We start from the raw sequence: 15,640 nt of genomic DNA, 5'->3' as shown, positions 1-15,640 counted from the left end.
GCCGGCGAGCGGGCGGATGTCGTTGCTCATCGATACGCTGCCTGCCACTCGGACTCCGTGCGCCGGGGACTGCCATCGCTCAGCTCGAGGTGCTGGCGCCGTGGTCTCTGCTCTTGTTTTCGTCGGTGGTGCCGCTGATGGCTTGTTTCATCTCCTCATCGCGCGCGCGGGTCTCGGCTTCCTTGATCGCCAGGTAGCGGTCGTGCATGTCGGAATCGCCTACGTGTGTGATGGCGATGATGGCGGCGTCGAGCACGCCGTCCATCCATAGCCGCTTGACGCCGCGCATCTGCCGGTCTCCCTCGTCCAAGAGCGTTCGGGCGATCGCCTGATCGCGCGCGAGGGGGACGAGCAGGAAGTGCGCTTTGACGAAGTGGCGCCAGAGTCCTGCGTTCTTCCAGAACGGATCGGAGGGCATAGCGTCGGCGCATTCACGCAGCGTCGCCCAGGCGCCCTCGAAGTCGCCCGACGTTCGCTGGAGCTCGATGAGGGTGAGGAGCTTGCTGGCCTTGGCCCAGCCTGGTCCCGACGCGGCGACAGCTTCTTTCTGGATCTCGGTGGCTTCGGTGAGAAACCCGAGTTGGGCGAGGTGGAACTGGAGGGTGTTGAGCGTGTGTTCGGTGCGGGGTTGCTGGTCAGCCCAGGCCAGGAGGAATCGTCGCGACATTTCCCGCTCGCCGACGCGGGCGGCGTGGTTGGCCCAGGTCCGCAAGCTCTCGGCTGCGGGGTCTGCCGGGAATCGCTTTCGTTGGGCGTCCAGCCATTCCTGGACGACGGCATCGGTGAAATGGGGTGTGCCGTCCGGGTTGAGGGCGTCGGTGATCTTGTGGAGGACGCGGTCACGATCGGGGTGAGAGCTGGACCGCACGGCTTGCAGCGTCGCCTCGACACCGGCGGTCAGCAGGTGGTGGGTGCGGTAGCCGAGTGCGGTGTCGAAACTGATCTCTTTGGCCTGCCAGTGCAGCCAGACGTCCTCGAGCCGGCCGTGCTCGGCGACGAGGAAACCGGCCAGCTCCAGGTCAGAGGCCAGCCCCCACGGCACAGTCTCGCGATAGCGGGTGATCTCCTGGCGGAGCAAGAACCTCAGCAACGTCAGGTCCTGCGGCCTTCGGTCGTATTGCAGTGCCCGCAGAACGCCGAACCGCTCCGCGCGGTTGCTGTCGTATGCCCGTCCCTGCTCGTCGCGTGTCAGCACGAATTCCAGCCCCGCCCAGGCCGACTCGTCCCGCCGGGCGTGAGCGAGGTTGCGGCGTGGAGCCTCGAGCAGCCGTTGTTGATCATCGTCGGGGGACAATGGTGGTCCTCTCTCCGGTGGTCGCGTCCACCGGGTCGCGGCAGAGGACGCGAGCTAGTTGCCCGCCGCGTTGCCGATTCTCCTCGGCGAGGCGGCCGGCACGGAGTGCGTAGATCCACGCCATGGCTGCATCGTAGAGAGGTCGCCATGTCGTCGACGAGTGATTTCAGCGGCCGGTCGGCAGGGTCCGACCCAGGAAGTCCACCGTCAGGTCCCACGCCCTCGCCGCCGCCTCCGGCCGGTAGAACATCGGCGCCACCCGGTTGTGGAACGCGTGCCCCGCGTCTTCCTGCACAAAGATCTCCGCCCCCGGATGCGAAGCCACCGCGGCCTCCACCACAGCCACATCCGACCGCGGAATGAACTGATCCTGCCCACCGAAGTGGAACTGGATCGGGCACCGCACCGAATCCAACGCCCCGATCTCCGCCGCCACCGTCGACCCGTAGAACGACACCGCCGTGTCCGGGTCGCCGGCCGAAGCGGCCGCGAAGGCCAACGACCCGCCCAGACAGAACCCGAACACACCGGCACGAGGGCCAAACGACCGTAGATGGCCCAAAGCAGCCAGCACGTCCGACAGTCCCAACGCCGGATCGAACTGCCCCATCAGCCCCATCGACCGCGCCACGCCCGCCTCGTCGTGGGGTGACGACCAGCCCGGCGCGAAGCGGTGGAACAGTTCCGGCACGGCCACCACATAACCCGACGAAGCCAGCTCCGAAGCCACCGAAGACAAGTAAGCGTCGAGCCCGAAGATCTCCTGGATCAGCACCAGCCCGGGCCCCGCGCCGGAAGGCGGGAGCCACAGCGGCAGGGGAACGGTTCCGTCGGCCACCGCGAGCCGGTCAACGCGTGTGGGCAAATTTCCTCCCGGTGAATTCCACTGTAGACAACAGGGCTGGCCTCTTGCCGCCGCCCGATCTATGTTGAGTTTTCCCGACCGAGGAGGCGTGATGGCGGAGCGGACCAAGTACATCCTGGACGAAGCCGATCTCCCGACGCAGTGGTACAACGTGGTGCCCGACCTGCCGGAGCCGCCGCCCCCGCCGTTGCACCCGGGGACGCGCGAGCCGATCGGGCCGGCGGATCTGGCGCCGCTGTTCCCGCAGGCGCTGATCGCGCAGGAGGTGACCACGGAGCGGTACGTGGACATCCCCGAGGAGGTCCGCGAGGTCTACCGCCTGTGGCGCCCCTCGCCGCTGTACCGGGCGCGCCGGCTGGAGAAGGCGCTGGGTACGCCGGCGCGCATCTACTACAAGTACGAAGGCGTGAGCCCCGTCGGGTCGCACAAGCCGAACACGGCGGTGCCGCAGGCGTTCTACAACGCGGCGGAGGGCGTGTCGCGGCTGACGACCGAGACGGGGGCCGGCCAGTGGGGCAGTGCGCTGGCGTTCGCGTGCGCGCAGTACGGGCTCGAGTGCGAGGTGTGGCAGGTCCGCGCGTCCTACGACCAGAAGCCCTACCGCAAGCTGATGATGGAGACCTTCGGCGCCACGGTGCACCCCAGCCCGTCGGCGCTCACCGAGTCGGGGCGCAAGATCCTCGCCGACGACCCGGAGTCCACCGGGAGCCTCGGCATCGCGATCAGCGAGGCCGTGGAGCAGGCCGCGGCCGACCCCAACGCGCGCTACGCGCTCGGCAGCGTGCTCAACCACGTGCTGATGCACCAGACGGTGATCGGCGAAGAGGCGCTCAAGCAGTTCGAGCTCGCCGGCGACACGCCCGACCTGCTGGTCGGCTGCACCGGCGGCGGGTCGAACTTCGGCGGCCTGGCGTTCCCGTTCCTGCGGGAGAAGCTGGCCGGCCGGATGAACCCGGTGATCCGCGCCGTCGAACCGGCCGCGTGCCCCACGCTCACGCGCGGCACGTACGCCTACGACTTCGGCGACACCGCGGGCCTCACGCCGCTGCTCAAGATGCACACCCTGGGCCACGGCTTCATCCCCGACCCGATCCACGCGGGCGGCCTGCGCTACCACGGCATGTCGCCGCTCATCTCGCACATCCACGAGCTGGGCTTGATCGAGGCGCTCGCCGTCGGGCAGCAGGAGTGCTTCGCGGCGGGCGTGCGCTTCGCCCGCGCCGAGGGCATCATCCCGGCGCCCGAGCCCACGCACGCGCTGGCCGCCTGTATCCAGGAAGCGTTGCGCTGCAAGGAAACCGGCGAGGAGAAGGTGATCCTCACGGCGCTGTGCGGCCACGCCCACCTCGACCTCCCCGCCTACGGTGCCTACCTCTCGGGCGAGATGGTGGACAACGAGCTGTCCGACGACGTGCTGGCCGAATCGCTGGCCGCACTGCCGTGATCCACCGGGTGGCGGCGGCCGGACAAAACCGCCGCCACCCGTACCTCACCGTTCCTTCGACACCGTCGCCAGCAGCTCCGGCCCGCGAGCGGCGAGCCGCTTGCGCGCGATGTCGCCCCACCACCACGCCAGCACACCGCCCAGCACGATCCCCACCGGCACCCCGATCCACTGCAGCACCGGCAGATCCGCGACCACGCCGGCGATGCCCAGCGCGAGCACCGGCAGCACCCCGACGACCATCAGCAGCGAGGTCGCCAGCATCATCAGCAGCCGCGCGCACCCCGGACGGCCGCCGGACGACCACGGGCTGCCGCTCTTGCGCTGGTCGGGCAGCGGGTACGCGAGGAACACCGACTGCAGCATCAGCACCCCGGCCCCCGCACCGAGCAGCGCCGGCACCAGGCCCAGCACCCACGGGTACGCACCGGTCTCGCCGACCGCGCCCGGCAGCACCACGGCCAGCACCAGCGCCACCGGCGCCACGATCAGCGCCCACGCCACCTGCCGCCCGCGGATGTCCGCGCGCTCCGCGCCGGGCACGATGAGCGTGTGCCACAGTGAGCTGCCGTCGAAGCCGTAGAGGTTGCCCGACTGCATGCACGCGAAGAACACCACCACGACCCCGAGGTAGGGCACGATCGCCGGCCGCCCGCCGCCGGACAGCGTCGGCACGACCGTGATCACCAGGCCCACGATCAGCGTGGACAGCAGGGCCACGCGCCGACGTGCGTCGCGCCACCAGGTGAACAGTTCCTTGCGCGCCACCGCGCCCACCGGCGTCGCGGGCAGCAGGCTCCGGCGCACGCGCGCGCCCTCGGCCCGCACCTTCGTGCGCGAAGCACCGCGGAACGACGGGTTCGTGGCCTGCCGCACGAGCAGCGCGCCCCACGCGGCGATGAGCACCGCGATCAGCGCGAGCATCGCGACCAGCAACCCCAGCGCCGTGCCCCACGAACCGGTGCCGGCCGCGTGCACGGCGACGGTGCCCCAGCCCGAGGGCAGCACGTGCATCACGTTCACGAACCCGGGCACGCGGCCGTTGATGATCGCGGGCCCGAGGCTGTTGATCGCGAGGTTCACGCCGACACCGGACAGCCCGGTGAGCGCCACCAGGATGATGCCGAGCTCCTTGCCCTTGCGCGAGGTGAGCAGCGCACCGAGCGCGGCCATCACCACGCGGTAGAGCAGCACCACGAACGCCAGCTGCAGCACCGTGAACACGAGCCCGACCAGCGCCGCGCCCGGGCCGAAGCGCAGGCCGTAGAAGAGCAGGCCGAGGAACGCGACCAGGCTGACCACCGTGGTCACGCCCACGAAGCTCGCGGCGAGCAGGCCCACGGCGAGCTTGCGCCGGCCGATCGGCAGCAGTGCGAAGTGCTCGGGGCGCAGCGTGTCGTCGCCACCGCCGGTGGCGATCGGCGCGAGCACCCAGCCCGCCGCCCACGCCGCGTACACCGCGGTGAGCAGGTCGACGGTGATGTCGGTACCGCCGCGGATCGGCACGATGGCCAGCACGATCGTGAGCACGGCGGCGACCAGCCCGGCCACGCCGCCCACGATCATCCCGGCGACCTGGCGACCGCGCAGGGAGTTGCGCAATACGCGCAGCTTCAGTCGGACGAGGACGCCAACCACGACAGCCCTTCCGCTCCGCCGGTGCGCCCGCCCACGATGTGCACGAACGCGTCTTCCAGGCTCCCGCCGCCGCGCACCTCGTCCACGGCGCCCGCCGCGACGACCCGGCCGCGCGTGATCACCGCGACGTGGCTGCACAGCTGCTCGACCAGCGCCATCACGTGGCTCGAGAGCACCACCGCGCCGCCGGAGCCGACGAACCGCTGCAGGATCGTGCGGATCGTGGACGCCGACACCGGGTCGACGGCCTCGAACGGCTCGTCGAGCACCAGCAGGCGCGGCCCGTGCAGCAGTGCCATCGCGAGGCCGATCTTCTTGCGCATCCCCGCGGAGTAGTCGATCACCAGCGTGCGCTCGGCCTCCAGCAGCTCCAGCACCCCGAGCAGCTCCTGCGCCCGCTCGGCCACCGTGCCCGGCGGCAGGCCGCGCAACAGCCCCATGTAGGTGAGCAGCTCACGGCCGGTGAGGCGCTCCGGAATGGACAGACCGTCGGGCAACACGCCGATCAGGCTCTTCGCGCGCTCGGGCTCCCGCCACACGTCGACGCCGAACACGTGCGCCTGCCCCTGGTCCGGGCGCAGCAGCCCGACGGCCATCGACAGCGACGTGGTCTTGCCCGCGCCGTTGGGCCCGACGAGCCCGAAGAACGAGCCGCGCGGCACCTCCAGGCTCACGCTGTCGACCGCGAGTGTGGTGCCGAACCGTTTGGTGAGCCCGTACAGGCCCATTGCGGCGTCTGTGCCGTTGTCGGCCACGAGTGCCCCCTTCCGTGGTCTGGATCCGGAGATTACGCGGGTTGCCTCGGGCGTGCGCGCTGTTTGCGGCAGGATTCCGGGGACGGATCCGAGCGGGAGGCGGTGCGCGTGTCGGCGTTGCGGAAGTGGGCGGAGCAGCTGGCCGCGTGGGCGGTTCCGAGCGAGATCGCCGCCGCGGTGCCGGACCCGCCGTGGGTGCTGCCCCGACGCGTGTTCGAGCGTCGCGCCGACGCCCAGATCGCGGCGCCGCTGGGCGCGACGTTCGCCGAGGCGGCGGCGGTGCTGGCCGAGCCGGGCACGGTGCTCGACGTCGGGGTGGCGGCCGGCGCGACGAGCCTTTCGCTGGTGGGCCGGGCCGGTGTCACGGCGGTGTGCGGCGTCGACGGCGATGGGCAGCTGCTGGCGTCCTTCGCCGCCCGCGCTTCCCGGCTCGGCGTGGCGCACGAGGCGGTGCTCGGGCACTGGCCCGACGTGGCCGGGCAGGTGGCCGACGCCGACCTCGTGCTGTGCGGGAACGTGATCTACAACGTGCCCGACCTGCCCCCGTTCATCGAGGCGCTCACCAGGCGCGCCCGCCGGCGCGTGGTGCTGGAGACGGCGGCCGCGCACCCGCTCACCGAGCTCAACGAGCTGTGGACGCGGTTCCACGGGGTGCAGCGCCCGGCCGGCCCCACCGCCGACGACTTCCTCGCCGTGCTGGCCGAGCTCGGCATCGACGCGCGCGTCACGCGGTGGCGCCGCCCCGGGGAGGCCGAGCACGAGACGTTCGCCGAGCTGGTGGACGTGACCCGCCGCCGGCTGTGCCTGCCCCTCACGCGCTCCGACGAGGTCGCCGACGCGCTGCTGGAGCTCGGCGTCGACCCGGCGCTGCCGCCCGACCTGGGGTCGTCGGGCCGGGAGCTGGTCACGGTGTCGTGGTCGTGAGCCTCTTGGCGAACGCCTTCGCGAACGTGTGCACGTCACCGGGCCACCGCGCCGACACGTAGTTGCCGTCCTCCACCACGAACGCCGGACGCGCGTCGGTCATGGTGTCGCGAGCGCGCCCGCTGCCTTGCACCCGATCGGTCGTGTCGCGGAAGTCCTCCGGCCGCGCCAGCGCCCGCGTCACTTCCTGTTGCACCGACATGTATCCCGCCGGCTGGCCCGGCTCTTCGCGGTAGGTGCGGTAGTAGTCCGGGTCCCAGAACCGCGTGCGCCGCGCCAGCTGCCACGCCGTGCGCTCCAGCTGCCAGGTGAGCGCCGTCGTCTGGCGGCCGTGCAGCACCGAACGCCCGGTCTCCGGGTCGACGCTGCGCGCGGCCAGCAGCACCCCGTGGCAGATCGCGCCCACCGGCAGATCCCGTCGGAACGCGTCCACGACCACGTCCTTCAGCACCTCGCTTTCGAGGTACTCGCGCATGCCGCGGGCCCGGTGCCCGCCCGGCAGCAGCAGGCCGTCGAAGTCGTCGAGCTCGATGTCGGCCCAGCGGATCGGCGCCTGCCACGACGCGTCCGCGAGCAACGCGCGGTGCGCCGCCCGCGCGTTGTCGTCGGCCCGGAGCACCCGGCCCAGCGCGGTCACCTTCCGCAGCCCCGGCACGCGGCTCCACAGGTCGAGGCCCTCGCCGGTCACCATCAGCTCGTCGCAGGTCGCCTGCGCGCCCTCGGGCGTCGCGAAGACCACCGTGTGCCCGGCCAGCACCGCCCGGCTCACCGCCACCTCCGACGGGTCCGAGTCCCGGGCCGGGACGGGGATCAGCACAGTCGCCAAGGCATCCTCCTGAAGCTCCGGTCAGAAGGATGCCACCTGATGATCAGCGGCCGGACCGCACCGCCGGAACCCGGCCGCCCGATCTCGCGAAACGGCGTCGGGACCGCTCGCCCGTCACGGCCCGCCGCTGAGCTCCGCGACTCAGGCGGTGTCCTGCACCGAGCTGACGTACCAGGAGGCCGAGGCGAGGTCGATGCGCTCGTCTACCCACGGCTGCACGACGGCGGCGATCTCCGCCGTGATCGGCCACACGTGCCTGATCCAGCCTTCGGGGGTCAGGTCGACCTGCCCGCGCAGCTGCTCGACGACGTCGGGCGGCAGCTCCCACTCCCGCTCGAGCCACTCGTCCGCCCCGAACTTCTCCACGATCGTGACCACGTTCACGGCGGGTGGTCAAGCCCCGCAGGTGATCTTCGGTTGCGGGTTGTACCGCACCGTCCGCGTGTGCCGCGAGACTTCCTGCCCGGTGGCCGCGTCCTTGAGCACGCGGGTGTCCGTGGTGGTGAAGCCCGGCGCGCCGTTCGAGGCGTGGCAGTTCTCGGCCGGGCCGGGTTTCGTCGGCTGCGGTGTGGGGTTCGTGCGCTCGCCCGGGATGGAGTCGACCGAGTACCGCTTGGTGCCCCACAGCTTCACGGTGAGCGACGACGGTGACCAGATCGTCTGGATCGCGATGCCGGTGTCGGAGTCGTTGGTGAACTTGAGGTCGATCACGCTGGAGCCGTCCGGGTTCTGGAACACCGTGGCTTCGCGCGCGGCCGGGTAGCGGCTGATGTAGTAGCTGTGTTCCTTGTGGCCGGCGTCCTTCATGCCGGCGAAGTACGCCGCGTTGTAGAGCGTGGTCGCGAACTGGGAAATGCCGCCGCCGACCTCGCGGGCGGGTGCGCCGTTTTCGATCACGCCGGCTTCGACGTAGCCCTGGGGTTTGCCGCGGGGGCCGGTGAAGCCGTTGAGGCTGAAGGTTTCGCCGGGTTTCACGATGGCGCCGTTCACCTTCTGGGCCACCACGCGGATGTTCACCCCGGAGTCGGGCGCGAAGCCGCCGGTGGTGAACTCGCCGACGACCTCCTTCACGCCCAGTGCGTTGGCCTGCTCGGTGGTCACCTTCGCCGGGCTGTTCTTGTACACGGCCTTCAGCTCACGCTGGTCCGCGCGCTTCAGCACGTCCGGCAGCGGCTTCAGGCTCGGCTCCCAATCCACGGTCTTGCCGTCCACCGAAGGCTCGACGACCGGCTTCCCGCCGCTGAACCCGACGGTCGCCTCCTTGCCCTCCTTCTCGGTCGCCTTCAGCTGCGGCCCGGCCACCGAGACGAGCTTCTTCTGGTCCAGCACGGGAACCAGCGCCCCACCGTCAGCGGGCGCGAACGTCAACGCCGCGGCGATGTCGCGTGGTTGCAGCACGGCCGCGGCACCCTCGCCGGTGAGCGTGACCGGCGAAGCCACTGCCGGCCGCGCGAACTGGTCGAGCGCCGCCTGCACGCCCTGCTGCGTCGTCTTCACCGGCGTGGGCACGACGGGCAGCGCGAGCTCCTTGCCCGAAGCCCACTCCTTCAGCACGGCGGCCTCGGCCGCGGCCACGTCGAGCTTCTGCCCGGGCTGCGGCGCCACGGCCACGGGCGTGGTGCCTTCGAACCGCACGGTGCCTTCCACCGCTTCGCGATCCACTCGCCCGCGCAGGTCTTCCAGCGCCGGGCCGAGCCGGTCGTCCTCGGCGTGGGACACCACGCCGATCTCGTGCGTGCTGAAGAACGACGCCAGCCGCGTGAACGGGTTCAGCGGCTGGTCGCCGGCCTGGTCGAGGGTCGCGGACCAGTCGAGTCGCAGGCCCGCCAGCGTCGGCGACAGCGTGGTGCGGGCCGCGCCGGCCGTGACGGTGAGCGGTTGCGTGAGCCGCGGCTCGATCAGGCCGCGCAGCTCGCGCTCGGCCACGGGCCGGTCGAGGCCGCCGACGTCGACGCCCGCCACCGTGACCCCGCGCGGCACGCTGCCCTGGCTGGTGAGCAGGTCGATCAGGTACACGACCAGCAGCGCCCCGAGCGCGCCGCCGGAAATCCACAGGGCTCGGCGCAGACGCGGGCGCGACGCGGGCTCCGGCCCAGGGGAGACCGCCGGCAGCACCACCGTCTGTTCGTCGTCGGACTCCGGCCAGCGCGGTTCGTACTGCACCTGTTCGACCCTCCGTTTGCTGCGTCCCGCGCCACAGCGTACGGCCTGAGCCGGACATGCCGGACTAGTGCCCCTTCCCGTAACAAACCGGTCAGTAATCGGTCAGCGGGCGTCGGGTTCCGGATTGGCGCCGGCGCGCGCGAGGAAGTCGAAGTCGCAACCCTCGTCGGCCTGGGTGATGTGCTCGGCGTAGAGAGCACCGTAACCGCGTTCGAACCGCGGCGCAGGCTCGCGCCAGTCCGCACGCCGGCGGTCGAGCTCGTCGTCGGGCACTTCGAGGCGCAGCGTGCGGGCCGGCACGTCGAGCGTGATCAGGTCACCGTCGCGGACCAGGGCGAGCGGGCCGCCGACGTGGGATTCCGGCGCGACGTGCAGCACGCAGGCGCCGTAGGAGGTGCCGCTCATGCGCGCGTCGGAGATCCGCACCATGTCCCGCACGCCCTGCGCGAGCAGGTGGTCGGGGATCGGCAGCATGCCGTACTCGGGCATGCCGGGGCCGCCGAGCGGGCCGGAGCCGCGCAACACGAGCACGGAGTCGGCCGTGATGCCGAGGGCCGGATCGTTGATCCGCTTCTTGAGGTCCGCGTAGTCGTCGAACACCACGGCGGGTCCGGTGTGCGTGAGCAGCTCGGGTGTCGCGGCGATGTGCTTGATGACCGCGCCGGACGGCGCCAGGTTGCCGTGCAGCACGGCGACGCCGCCTTCGTCGGCCAGCGGCTTGTCGCGCGGCCGGATCACGTCGTCGTTGTGCACGCGCGCGGTCGTGAGCGTCTCGGCGAGGGTGCGGCCCGACACGGTGAGGCGGTCGGTGTGCAGCAGGTCCGTGAGCCGCGACAGCAGCCCGGGCAGGCCGCCCGCGTAGTAGAAGTCCTCCATCAGCCACGCGCCGCCGGGGCGGATGTTCGCGAGCACCGGCACCCGGCGCGCGATCTCGTCGAAGTCGGCCAGGCTCAGCGACAGGCCGCTGCGCCCGGCCATCGCGATCAGGTGGATCACGGCGTTGGTCGAGCCGCCGAGCGCGAGCACGGTGGTGATGGCGTCGGCGTACGCACGTTCGTCGAGCACCTTCGTGATCGTGAGGTCCTCCCAGACCATGTCCACGATCCGCGCGCCGCTGGCCGAGGCCATGCGGTGGTGCGCGGAGTCGACGGCGGGGATCGACGCCGCGCCCGGCAGCGTCACGCCGAGCACCTCGGCCGCCGAGGTCATGGTCGAGGCCGTGCCCATCGTCATGCAGTGGCCGGGGGAGCGGGCGAGGCCGCGTTCCAGTTCGGACAGCTCCTCGTCGCCGATCGTGCCGGCGCGGCGTTCGTCCCAGTACTTCCACATGTCCGTGCCGCTGCCCAGCACCTCGTTGCGCCAGTGGCCCCGCAACATCGGGCCGGCCGGCACGAAGATCGCCGGCAGCCCGGCGCTCGTCGCGCCCATCAGCAACGCCGGAGTGGTCTTGTCGCAGCCGCCCATCAGCACCGTGCCGTCGACCGGGTAGGAGCGCAGGATCTCCTCGGTCTCCATCGCCAGCAGGTTGCGGTACAGCATGGGCGTGGGCTTCTGGTAGGTCTCCGAAAGCGTCGCCACCGGGAACTCGAGCGGGAAACCACCGGCCTGCCACACGCCGCGCTTCACCTGTTCGGCGCGCTCGCGCAGGTGCATGTGGCAGGGGTTGATGTCGCTCCACGTGTTGAGGATGGCGATCACCGGCTTGCCCAGGTGCTCCTCGGGTTCGTAACCGAGCTGACGGGCTCGGGCCCGGTGGCTGAAGTTGCGCAGTTCCTGGCCGCCGAACCAGCGGTGGCTGCGCAGGTCCTCGGGTGTTTTCATGACCGGGCCGCCTTTCGTCTCTGCGGGCAGTATGGCATCTGATATATGATCACAGCCCGCTGTGCGGGTCGCGGACACCGTCCGCTGCCGCCTGGTTGAATGTCGGTCTGTTCAACGGGGCAGACCGAGCGAGCCTGGAGAAGTCCGATGCCACCGACGTTCAGCCTCCCCGCCTCCCGGACCGAAGTGGTGCTGGAGGAGATCCGGCGCGGGATCCTGACGCGGGAGCTGCTTCCGGGCCAGCCGCTGGTGGAGGCGGAGCTCGCCCAGCGGCTCGGCGTGTCGAAGACGCCGGTGCGCGAGGCGCTGAAGGTGCTGTCGAACTCCGGGCTGGTCACGTTCAGCCCGTACCGCGGCGCGTCGGTGTGCGTGGTCGACGCGGAGCTGGCGCGCTCGGTGTACGACGTGCGGATGGTGCTCGAACCCGAGGCGCTGCGCCGTTCGGTGGCGGCGGGCTCGACGTTCGACGAAGCGGGTGAAGCGCTCAAGGACGCGCAGGCCGCGTTGGCGGACAAGGACCACACCACACTCAGCCTGCTCAACCGCCGCTTCCACCGCGCGCTCTACGCCGGCTGCGGCAATCCGCTCATGGTGTCGATGCTCGACGACCTCAAGGACCGCGCCGCACTCATCACTGTGGTCGGCTGGGACGCGAACCCCAGCTGGCGCAAGGAGTGGAGCGAACACAAGACCGTGCTCGCCGCCGCGAAGAAGGGCGACGCCGACGGCGCGGCCGGCTTGCTGCGCACGCACATCGGCGCGTTCCTCGAACGCGTGCTGGCCGCGATCCCGGACGAGGAGGCCTGAGGTCGTGCGGCTGCTGCTCCTCGCCGACACGCACCTGCCGAAGCGGGCGAAGGAACTGCCCGACGAGGTCTGGGCCGAGGTGGAGCGCGCCGACGTGGTGGTGCACGCGGGCGACTGGGTCGATCTCGACGCGTTCGACGAGCTCGCCGTGGCCAGCAAACGGCTCGTGGCGGTGTACGGCAACAACGACGGACCGGAGCTGCGCGAGTGGCTGCCGGAGGTCGCGCGGGTGACGCTCGGTGGCGTGCGCCTGGCCGTGATCCACGAAACGGGTGACGCGAAGGGCCGCGAACAGCGCACCGAAGCGCAGTTCCCGGAAACCGACGTGCTCGTGTTCGGCCACAGCCACATCCCGTGGGACACGGTGACGCCCGGCGGCCTGCGCCTGCTCAACCCCGGCTCGCCCACCGACCGGCGGCGCCAGGAGTTCTGCACGTACGCCACGGCCGAGATCCAGGACGGGCAACTGGCGGACGTGGAGCTGCACGAGCTGCCCCGGCGCGCCTGAGCGGGTAGAACAGGACCCATGGACCCGGCACGCGCGCTGCGCGACATCGCGTTCCAGCTCGAACGCGCCGCTGAGCCGACCTACCGCGTGAAGGCGTTCCGGATCGCCGCGGCGGTGGTCGACGGCCTGTCGCAGGAAGAGCTGGAGAGCCGCGTGCGCTCGGGCACGCTGCAGGGGCTCAAAGGCATCGGCAAGGCCACGGCGGGCGTCATCGAGGACGCGTGGCTGGGCCGCGTGCCCGCGTACGCCGCGAAAGTGGCCGAAGCCGATCTGCCCGACGGCGGCGAGCTGCGGGCCGCGCTGCGCGGCGACTGCCACACCCACTCCGACTGGTCCGACGGTGGCAGCCCCATCCAGGAAATGGCGGAAGCCGCGCGCGATCTCGGCCACGAGTGGATCGTGCTCACCGACCACTCGCCGCGCCTGACCGTGGCCAACGGGCTGTCGGCGGAGCGGCTGCGCAAGCAGATGGACGAGGTGGCGCGGGTCAACGCCGAACTCGCCCCGTTCCGGCTGCTGCACGGCATCGAGGTCGACATCCTCGACGACGGTGCGCTCGACCAGCGCGAGGACCTGCTGGAGCGGCTCGATTTCGTGGTCGCCAGCGTGCATTCGAAGCTGCGGATGCCGTCACGGGAGCTCACGCCGCGGCTGCTGGCGGCCGTCGCGAACCCGCACGTGCGCGTGCTGGGCCACTGCACCGGCCGGCTGGTGCGTGGGCCGCGGGCGCGGCCGCCGTCCACGTTCGACGCGGAGAAGGTGTTCACCGCCTGCCGCGACCACGGCGTGGCGGTGGAGATCAACTCGCGCCCGGAGCGGCTCGACCCGCCGATGCCGTTGCTGCGGATGGCCGTGGAGCTGGGCTGCGAGTTCGCCATCGACAGCGACGCGCACGCACCCGGCCAGCTCGATTGGCAGGTCTACGGCTGTGCGCGTGCGGAGAAGGTCGGCTTGACCGCCGACCGCGTGATCAACACGCGGCCCGCCGAGGAACTGGTCTAGCCGATCCCGATGTCGATCACCGGGTGCTCGGCCGGGTCGAGCCAGCGCATCACGGCGTCGAGGTCGGCGCCGGGGATCGACACGCAGCCGGCCGTGGGTTTGCCGTTGGAGACGTGCAGGAAGAACGCCGAACCCTTGCCCGGCACGGCGGGCGAGCGGTTGTAGTCGATCACGGTGGCGTGGTCGTAGACCGGACCGGCCTTGCCGAGGTCTTCGCCGGCGCCCTCGTCGAACGGGCAGGTGCCGGGCGCGCACGAGTAGTGCGTGTTGTAGAAGGGCGAGTGCACGTCGGAGACCCACCAGTCGTTCGCGGTCACCTGGCGGTAGGGCAGACGGGTACCGTTGCCGGGCCGGATGCCGAACGCCTCGGTGAGGGTCCAGACGCCGGCGGGGGTGTGCGAGGTCGTTTCACTCGCCGCGCCGATGCCTTGGGTGCCGACGAACGCGGGGACCGGGCCGAGGGCCTTGACCCAGTGGGAACCCTTGCGCTGCCAGGCGATCAGCGTCGCGGTGGTCGACGCGGGGTTCGGGGCGGTGACGGTGAGCAGCTGGCTCGCGGAACCGTGGTAGTTCAGCGCGGGCTGCGGCTCGGTCGCCGTCGGCGCGGCGGTGGCGAGCGTACCCAGCGCAACGCAGGCCAGCGTCCCCAGAACGGTTCTCATGGGGCGTGACCTTACGGCAGGAACCCGGGCCGCCGGTGGTGAATCGGCGGCCCGGGTTTCGTGCTCAGTTGATCTGGTAGCTGTCGCCGTAGACCTTCCACTTCAGCGGCGTGTGCAGGTCGAGGTTGCCCGCGTTGAGGAACACGAGCTGCTCGGTGTCGACGCGCGAGGTGTCGGCGTGCGCCTCCTCCTGCTTCATGATCACCTTGCGGGCGTCGAGGAACGCCTTGAGGTAGGTGGTTTCGTTGCCGCCCTGGGACGGCGGCTTGGCCTTCTTGATCGCGGAGTTGCGGATGCCGCCGAAGCTGTCGGAGCTGTTGCCCGGGCCGTGCATCACGATGGCGTCGTAGTAGATGAACTGGCCGAGCGCGCCGAGGCCGTCGGACTTCGCCTGGTTCACCGACGGGTTGAAGTACACGCGGTCGCGCTCGCTGTTCTGCGCGGCCTGGAACTGCGACGTCTTCGCCGCCGCCTTCCACGCGTCCACGAACGGCTGGCCGAGGCCGGTGTGCGACTCGGTGCCGTTGACCTTGCGCAGGGCCGGCAGGTACTTCGCCAGCGGGTTGCCGGGCACGGAGTCGGTGTAGGCCTCCACGAGCTCGAGCATGTCGCCGGTGCCCGAGCAGAAGCCGATGATGCCGGCGGTGTACCCGCGGCCGTCGCCGATGTCCTCGATGTAGCTGTACTGGGCCTTCCAGTTCAGGCTCGAGTTCTCCGCACTGGACACCAGCTGCATGGCGATGTCCTTCTTCTCCGGCGAGGCGAGGTCGCCGCCGGAGGCGAGGATGGAGGCTGCCTGGCTCATCGTCGTCGGCGCTGCCGTGGACAGCGCGGGCGTCGCCACGACGACGGCGAGAGCCGACGCCACAGTGAGGCCGGCAACGAGAGCAGGCCGCATCGTCTTGCGCATGGGAGAATTCCCTTTCCGCAG

15 protein-coding genes are annotated in these 15,640 nt (G+C 71.0%); 5 read left to right on the top strand and 10 right to left on the bottom strand.

The window, feature by feature from the left end:
* Window positions 1-79: 79 nt before the first annotated feature.
* Complete coding sequence (locus VSH64_RS24410; protein WP_326564992.1) at window positions 80-1,294, bottom strand: hypothetical protein; 1,215 nt, start codon at window positions 1,292-1,294, stop codon at window positions 80-82.
* 166 nt (window positions 1,295-1,460) lie between these two features.
* Window positions 1,461-2,132, bottom strand: a complete 672-nt coding sequence (locus VSH64_RS24405; protein WP_326564991.1) for a dienelactone hydrolase family protein — start codon at window positions 2,130-2,132, stop codon at window positions 1,461-1,463.
* Window positions 2,133-2,250: 118 nt separating this feature from the next.
* On the opposite strand from VSH64_RS24405, the gene VSH64_RS24400 reads away from it, so the two are divergent.
* Entirely contained in the window at window positions 2,251-3,603 is a 1,353-nt protein-coding gene (locus tag VSH64_RS24400; RefSeq protein ID WP_326564990.1) for a TrpB-like pyridoxal phosphate-dependent enzyme, read from the top strand.
* A 45-nt stretch (window positions 3,604-3,648) separates the two neighbouring features.
* Here VSH64_RS24400 and VSH64_RS24395 read toward each other — a convergent pair whose 3' ends face one another.
* The gene (locus VSH64_RS24395) at window positions 3,649-5,241 is read right to left on the bottom strand and encodes a hypothetical protein (RefSeq protein WP_326564989.1); all 1,593 of its coding nucleotides are present in this window, start codon (window positions 5,239-5,241) and stop codon (window positions 3,649-3,651) included.
* Window positions 5,217-5,996: an ABC transporter ATP-binding protein gene (locus VSH64_RS24390; RefSeq protein WP_456062080.1), complete on the bottom strand. Its 780-nt coding sequence runs from the start codon at window positions 5,994-5,996 to the stop codon at window positions 5,217-5,219. The genes VSH64_RS24395 and VSH64_RS24390 overlap by 25 nt, the downstream gene beginning before the upstream one ends.
* Window positions 5,997-6,104: 108 nt before the next feature.
* On the opposite strand from VSH64_RS24390, the gene VSH64_RS24385 reads away from it, so the two are divergent.
* Entirely contained in the window at window positions 6,105-6,920 is an 816-nt protein-coding gene (locus VSH64_RS24385) for a class I SAM-dependent methyltransferase (protein WP_326564987.1), read from the top strand.
* Here VSH64_RS24385 and VSH64_RS24380 read toward each other — a convergent pair.
* The 4 genes from VSH64_RS24380 to araD all read right to left on the bottom strand — a co-directional run bounded on the left by VSH64_RS24380 (window position 6,901) and on the right by araD (window position 11,730).
* Complete coding sequence (locus tag VSH64_RS24380) at window positions 6,901-7,737, bottom strand: type 1 glutamine amidotransferase domain-containing protein (RefSeq protein ID WP_326838023.1); 837 nt, start codon at window positions 7,735-7,737, stop codon at window positions 6,901-6,903. The two genes, VSH64_RS24385 and VSH64_RS24380, sit on opposite strands and share 20 nt — an antisense overlap.
* Window positions 7,738-7,887: 150 nt before the next feature.
* Window positions 7,888-8,130 carry a hypothetical protein gene (locus tag VSH64_RS24375; protein ID WP_326564986.1) on the bottom strand — a complete coding sequence of 81 codons (243 nt, stop codon included), beginning with the start codon at window positions 8,128-8,130 and terminating at the stop codon, window positions 7,888-7,890.
* A gap of 9 nt (window positions 8,131-8,139) precedes the next feature.
* Entirely contained in the window at window positions 8,140-9,909 is a 1,770-nt protein-coding gene (locus VSH64_RS24370) for a VanW family protein (RefSeq protein WP_326564985.1), read from the bottom strand.
* A 102-nt stretch (window positions 9,910-10,011) separates the two neighbouring features.
* The gene (gene araD / locus VSH64_RS24365; RefSeq protein ID WP_326564984.1) at window positions 10,012-11,730 is read right to left on the bottom strand and encodes an L-arabinonate dehydratase; all 1,719 of its coding nucleotides are present in this window, start codon (window positions 11,728-11,730) and stop codon (window positions 10,012-10,014) included.
* 147 nt (window positions 11,731-11,877) lie between these two features.
* On the opposite strand from araD, the gene VSH64_RS24360 reads away from it, so the two are divergent.
* From VSH64_RS24360 to VSH64_RS24350, 3 genes are read left to right on the top strand one after another with little or no spacing between them, the layout of a single operon-like run.
* Window positions 11,878-12,537, top strand: coding sequence for a GntR family transcriptional regulator (locus VSH64_RS24360; protein ID WP_326564983.1), 660 nt, complete (start codon window positions 11,878-11,880; stop codon window positions 12,535-12,537).
* Between the two features lie 4 nt (window positions 12,538-12,541).
* The gene (locus tag VSH64_RS24355) at window positions 12,542-13,045 is read left to right on the top strand and encodes a metallophosphoesterase family protein (RefSeq protein ID WP_326564982.1); all 504 of its coding nucleotides are present in this window, start codon (window positions 12,542-12,544) and stop codon (window positions 13,043-13,045) included.
* Between the two features lie 18 nt (window positions 13,046-13,063).
* A complete protein-coding gene (locus tag VSH64_RS24350) occupies window positions 13,064-14,047 on the top strand; it encodes a PHP domain-containing protein (protein ID WP_326564981.1) in 984 nt (327 codons plus the stop codon).
* Here VSH64_RS24350 and VSH64_RS24345 read toward each other — a convergent pair.
* Together VSH64_RS24345 and VSH64_RS24340 are read right to left on the bottom strand one after the other, a co-directional pair.
* Complete coding sequence (locus VSH64_RS24345; RefSeq protein WP_326564980.1) at window positions 14,044-14,709, bottom strand: L,D-transpeptidase family protein; 666 nt, start codon at window positions 14,707-14,709, stop codon at window positions 14,044-14,046. The two genes, VSH64_RS24350 and VSH64_RS24345, sit on opposite strands and share 4 nt — an antisense overlap.
* 64 nt (window positions 14,710-14,773) lie before the next feature.
* On the bottom strand, window positions 14,774-15,619 hold the full coding sequence (locus VSH64_RS24340; protein ID WP_326564979.1) for a chitosanase: 846 nt from the start codon (window positions 15,617-15,619) through the stop codon (window positions 14,774-14,776).
* Window positions 15,620-15,640: the final 21 nt, after the last annotated feature.

It is taken from the genome of Amycolatopsis rhabdoformis, assembly GCF_035918295.1.
Taxonomy (GTDB): Bacteria; Actinomycetota; Actinomycetes; order Mycobacteriales; family Pseudonocardiaceae; genus Amycolatopsis; species Amycolatopsis rhabdoformis.
The sequence above is the reverse complement of the archived record's forward strand: the minus strand, read 5'-3'. Positions and strand labels throughout refer to the sequence as shown.

What these genes read in the sequence shown, in the direction of transcription:
- VSH64_RS24400 (WP_326564990.1), top strand. Translation starts at nt 2,251, where the DNA reads ATGGCGGAGCGGACCAAGTACATCCTGGACGAAGCCGATCTCCCGACG.
- araD (WP_326564984.1), bottom strand. Translation starts at nt 11,730, where the DNA reads ATGAAAACACCCGAGGACCTGCGCAGCCACCGCTGGTTCGGCGGCCAG.
- VSH64_RS24360 (WP_326564983.1), top strand. Translation starts at nt 11,878, where the DNA reads ATGCCACCGACGTTCAGCCTCCCCGCCTCCCGGACCGAAGTGGTGCTG.
- VSH64_RS24350 (WP_326564981.1), top strand. Translation starts at nt 13,064, where the DNA reads ATGGACCCGGCACGCGCGCTGCGCGACATCGCGTTCCAGCTCGAACGC.
- VSH64_RS24345 (WP_326564980.1), bottom strand. Translation starts at nt 14,709, where the DNA reads ATGAGAACCGTTCTGGGGACGCTGGCCTGCGTTGCGCTGGGTACGCTC.
- VSH64_RS24340 (WP_326564979.1), bottom strand. Translation starts at nt 15,619, where the DNA reads ATGCGCAAGACGATGCGGCCTGCTCTCGTTGCCGGCCTCACTGTGGCG.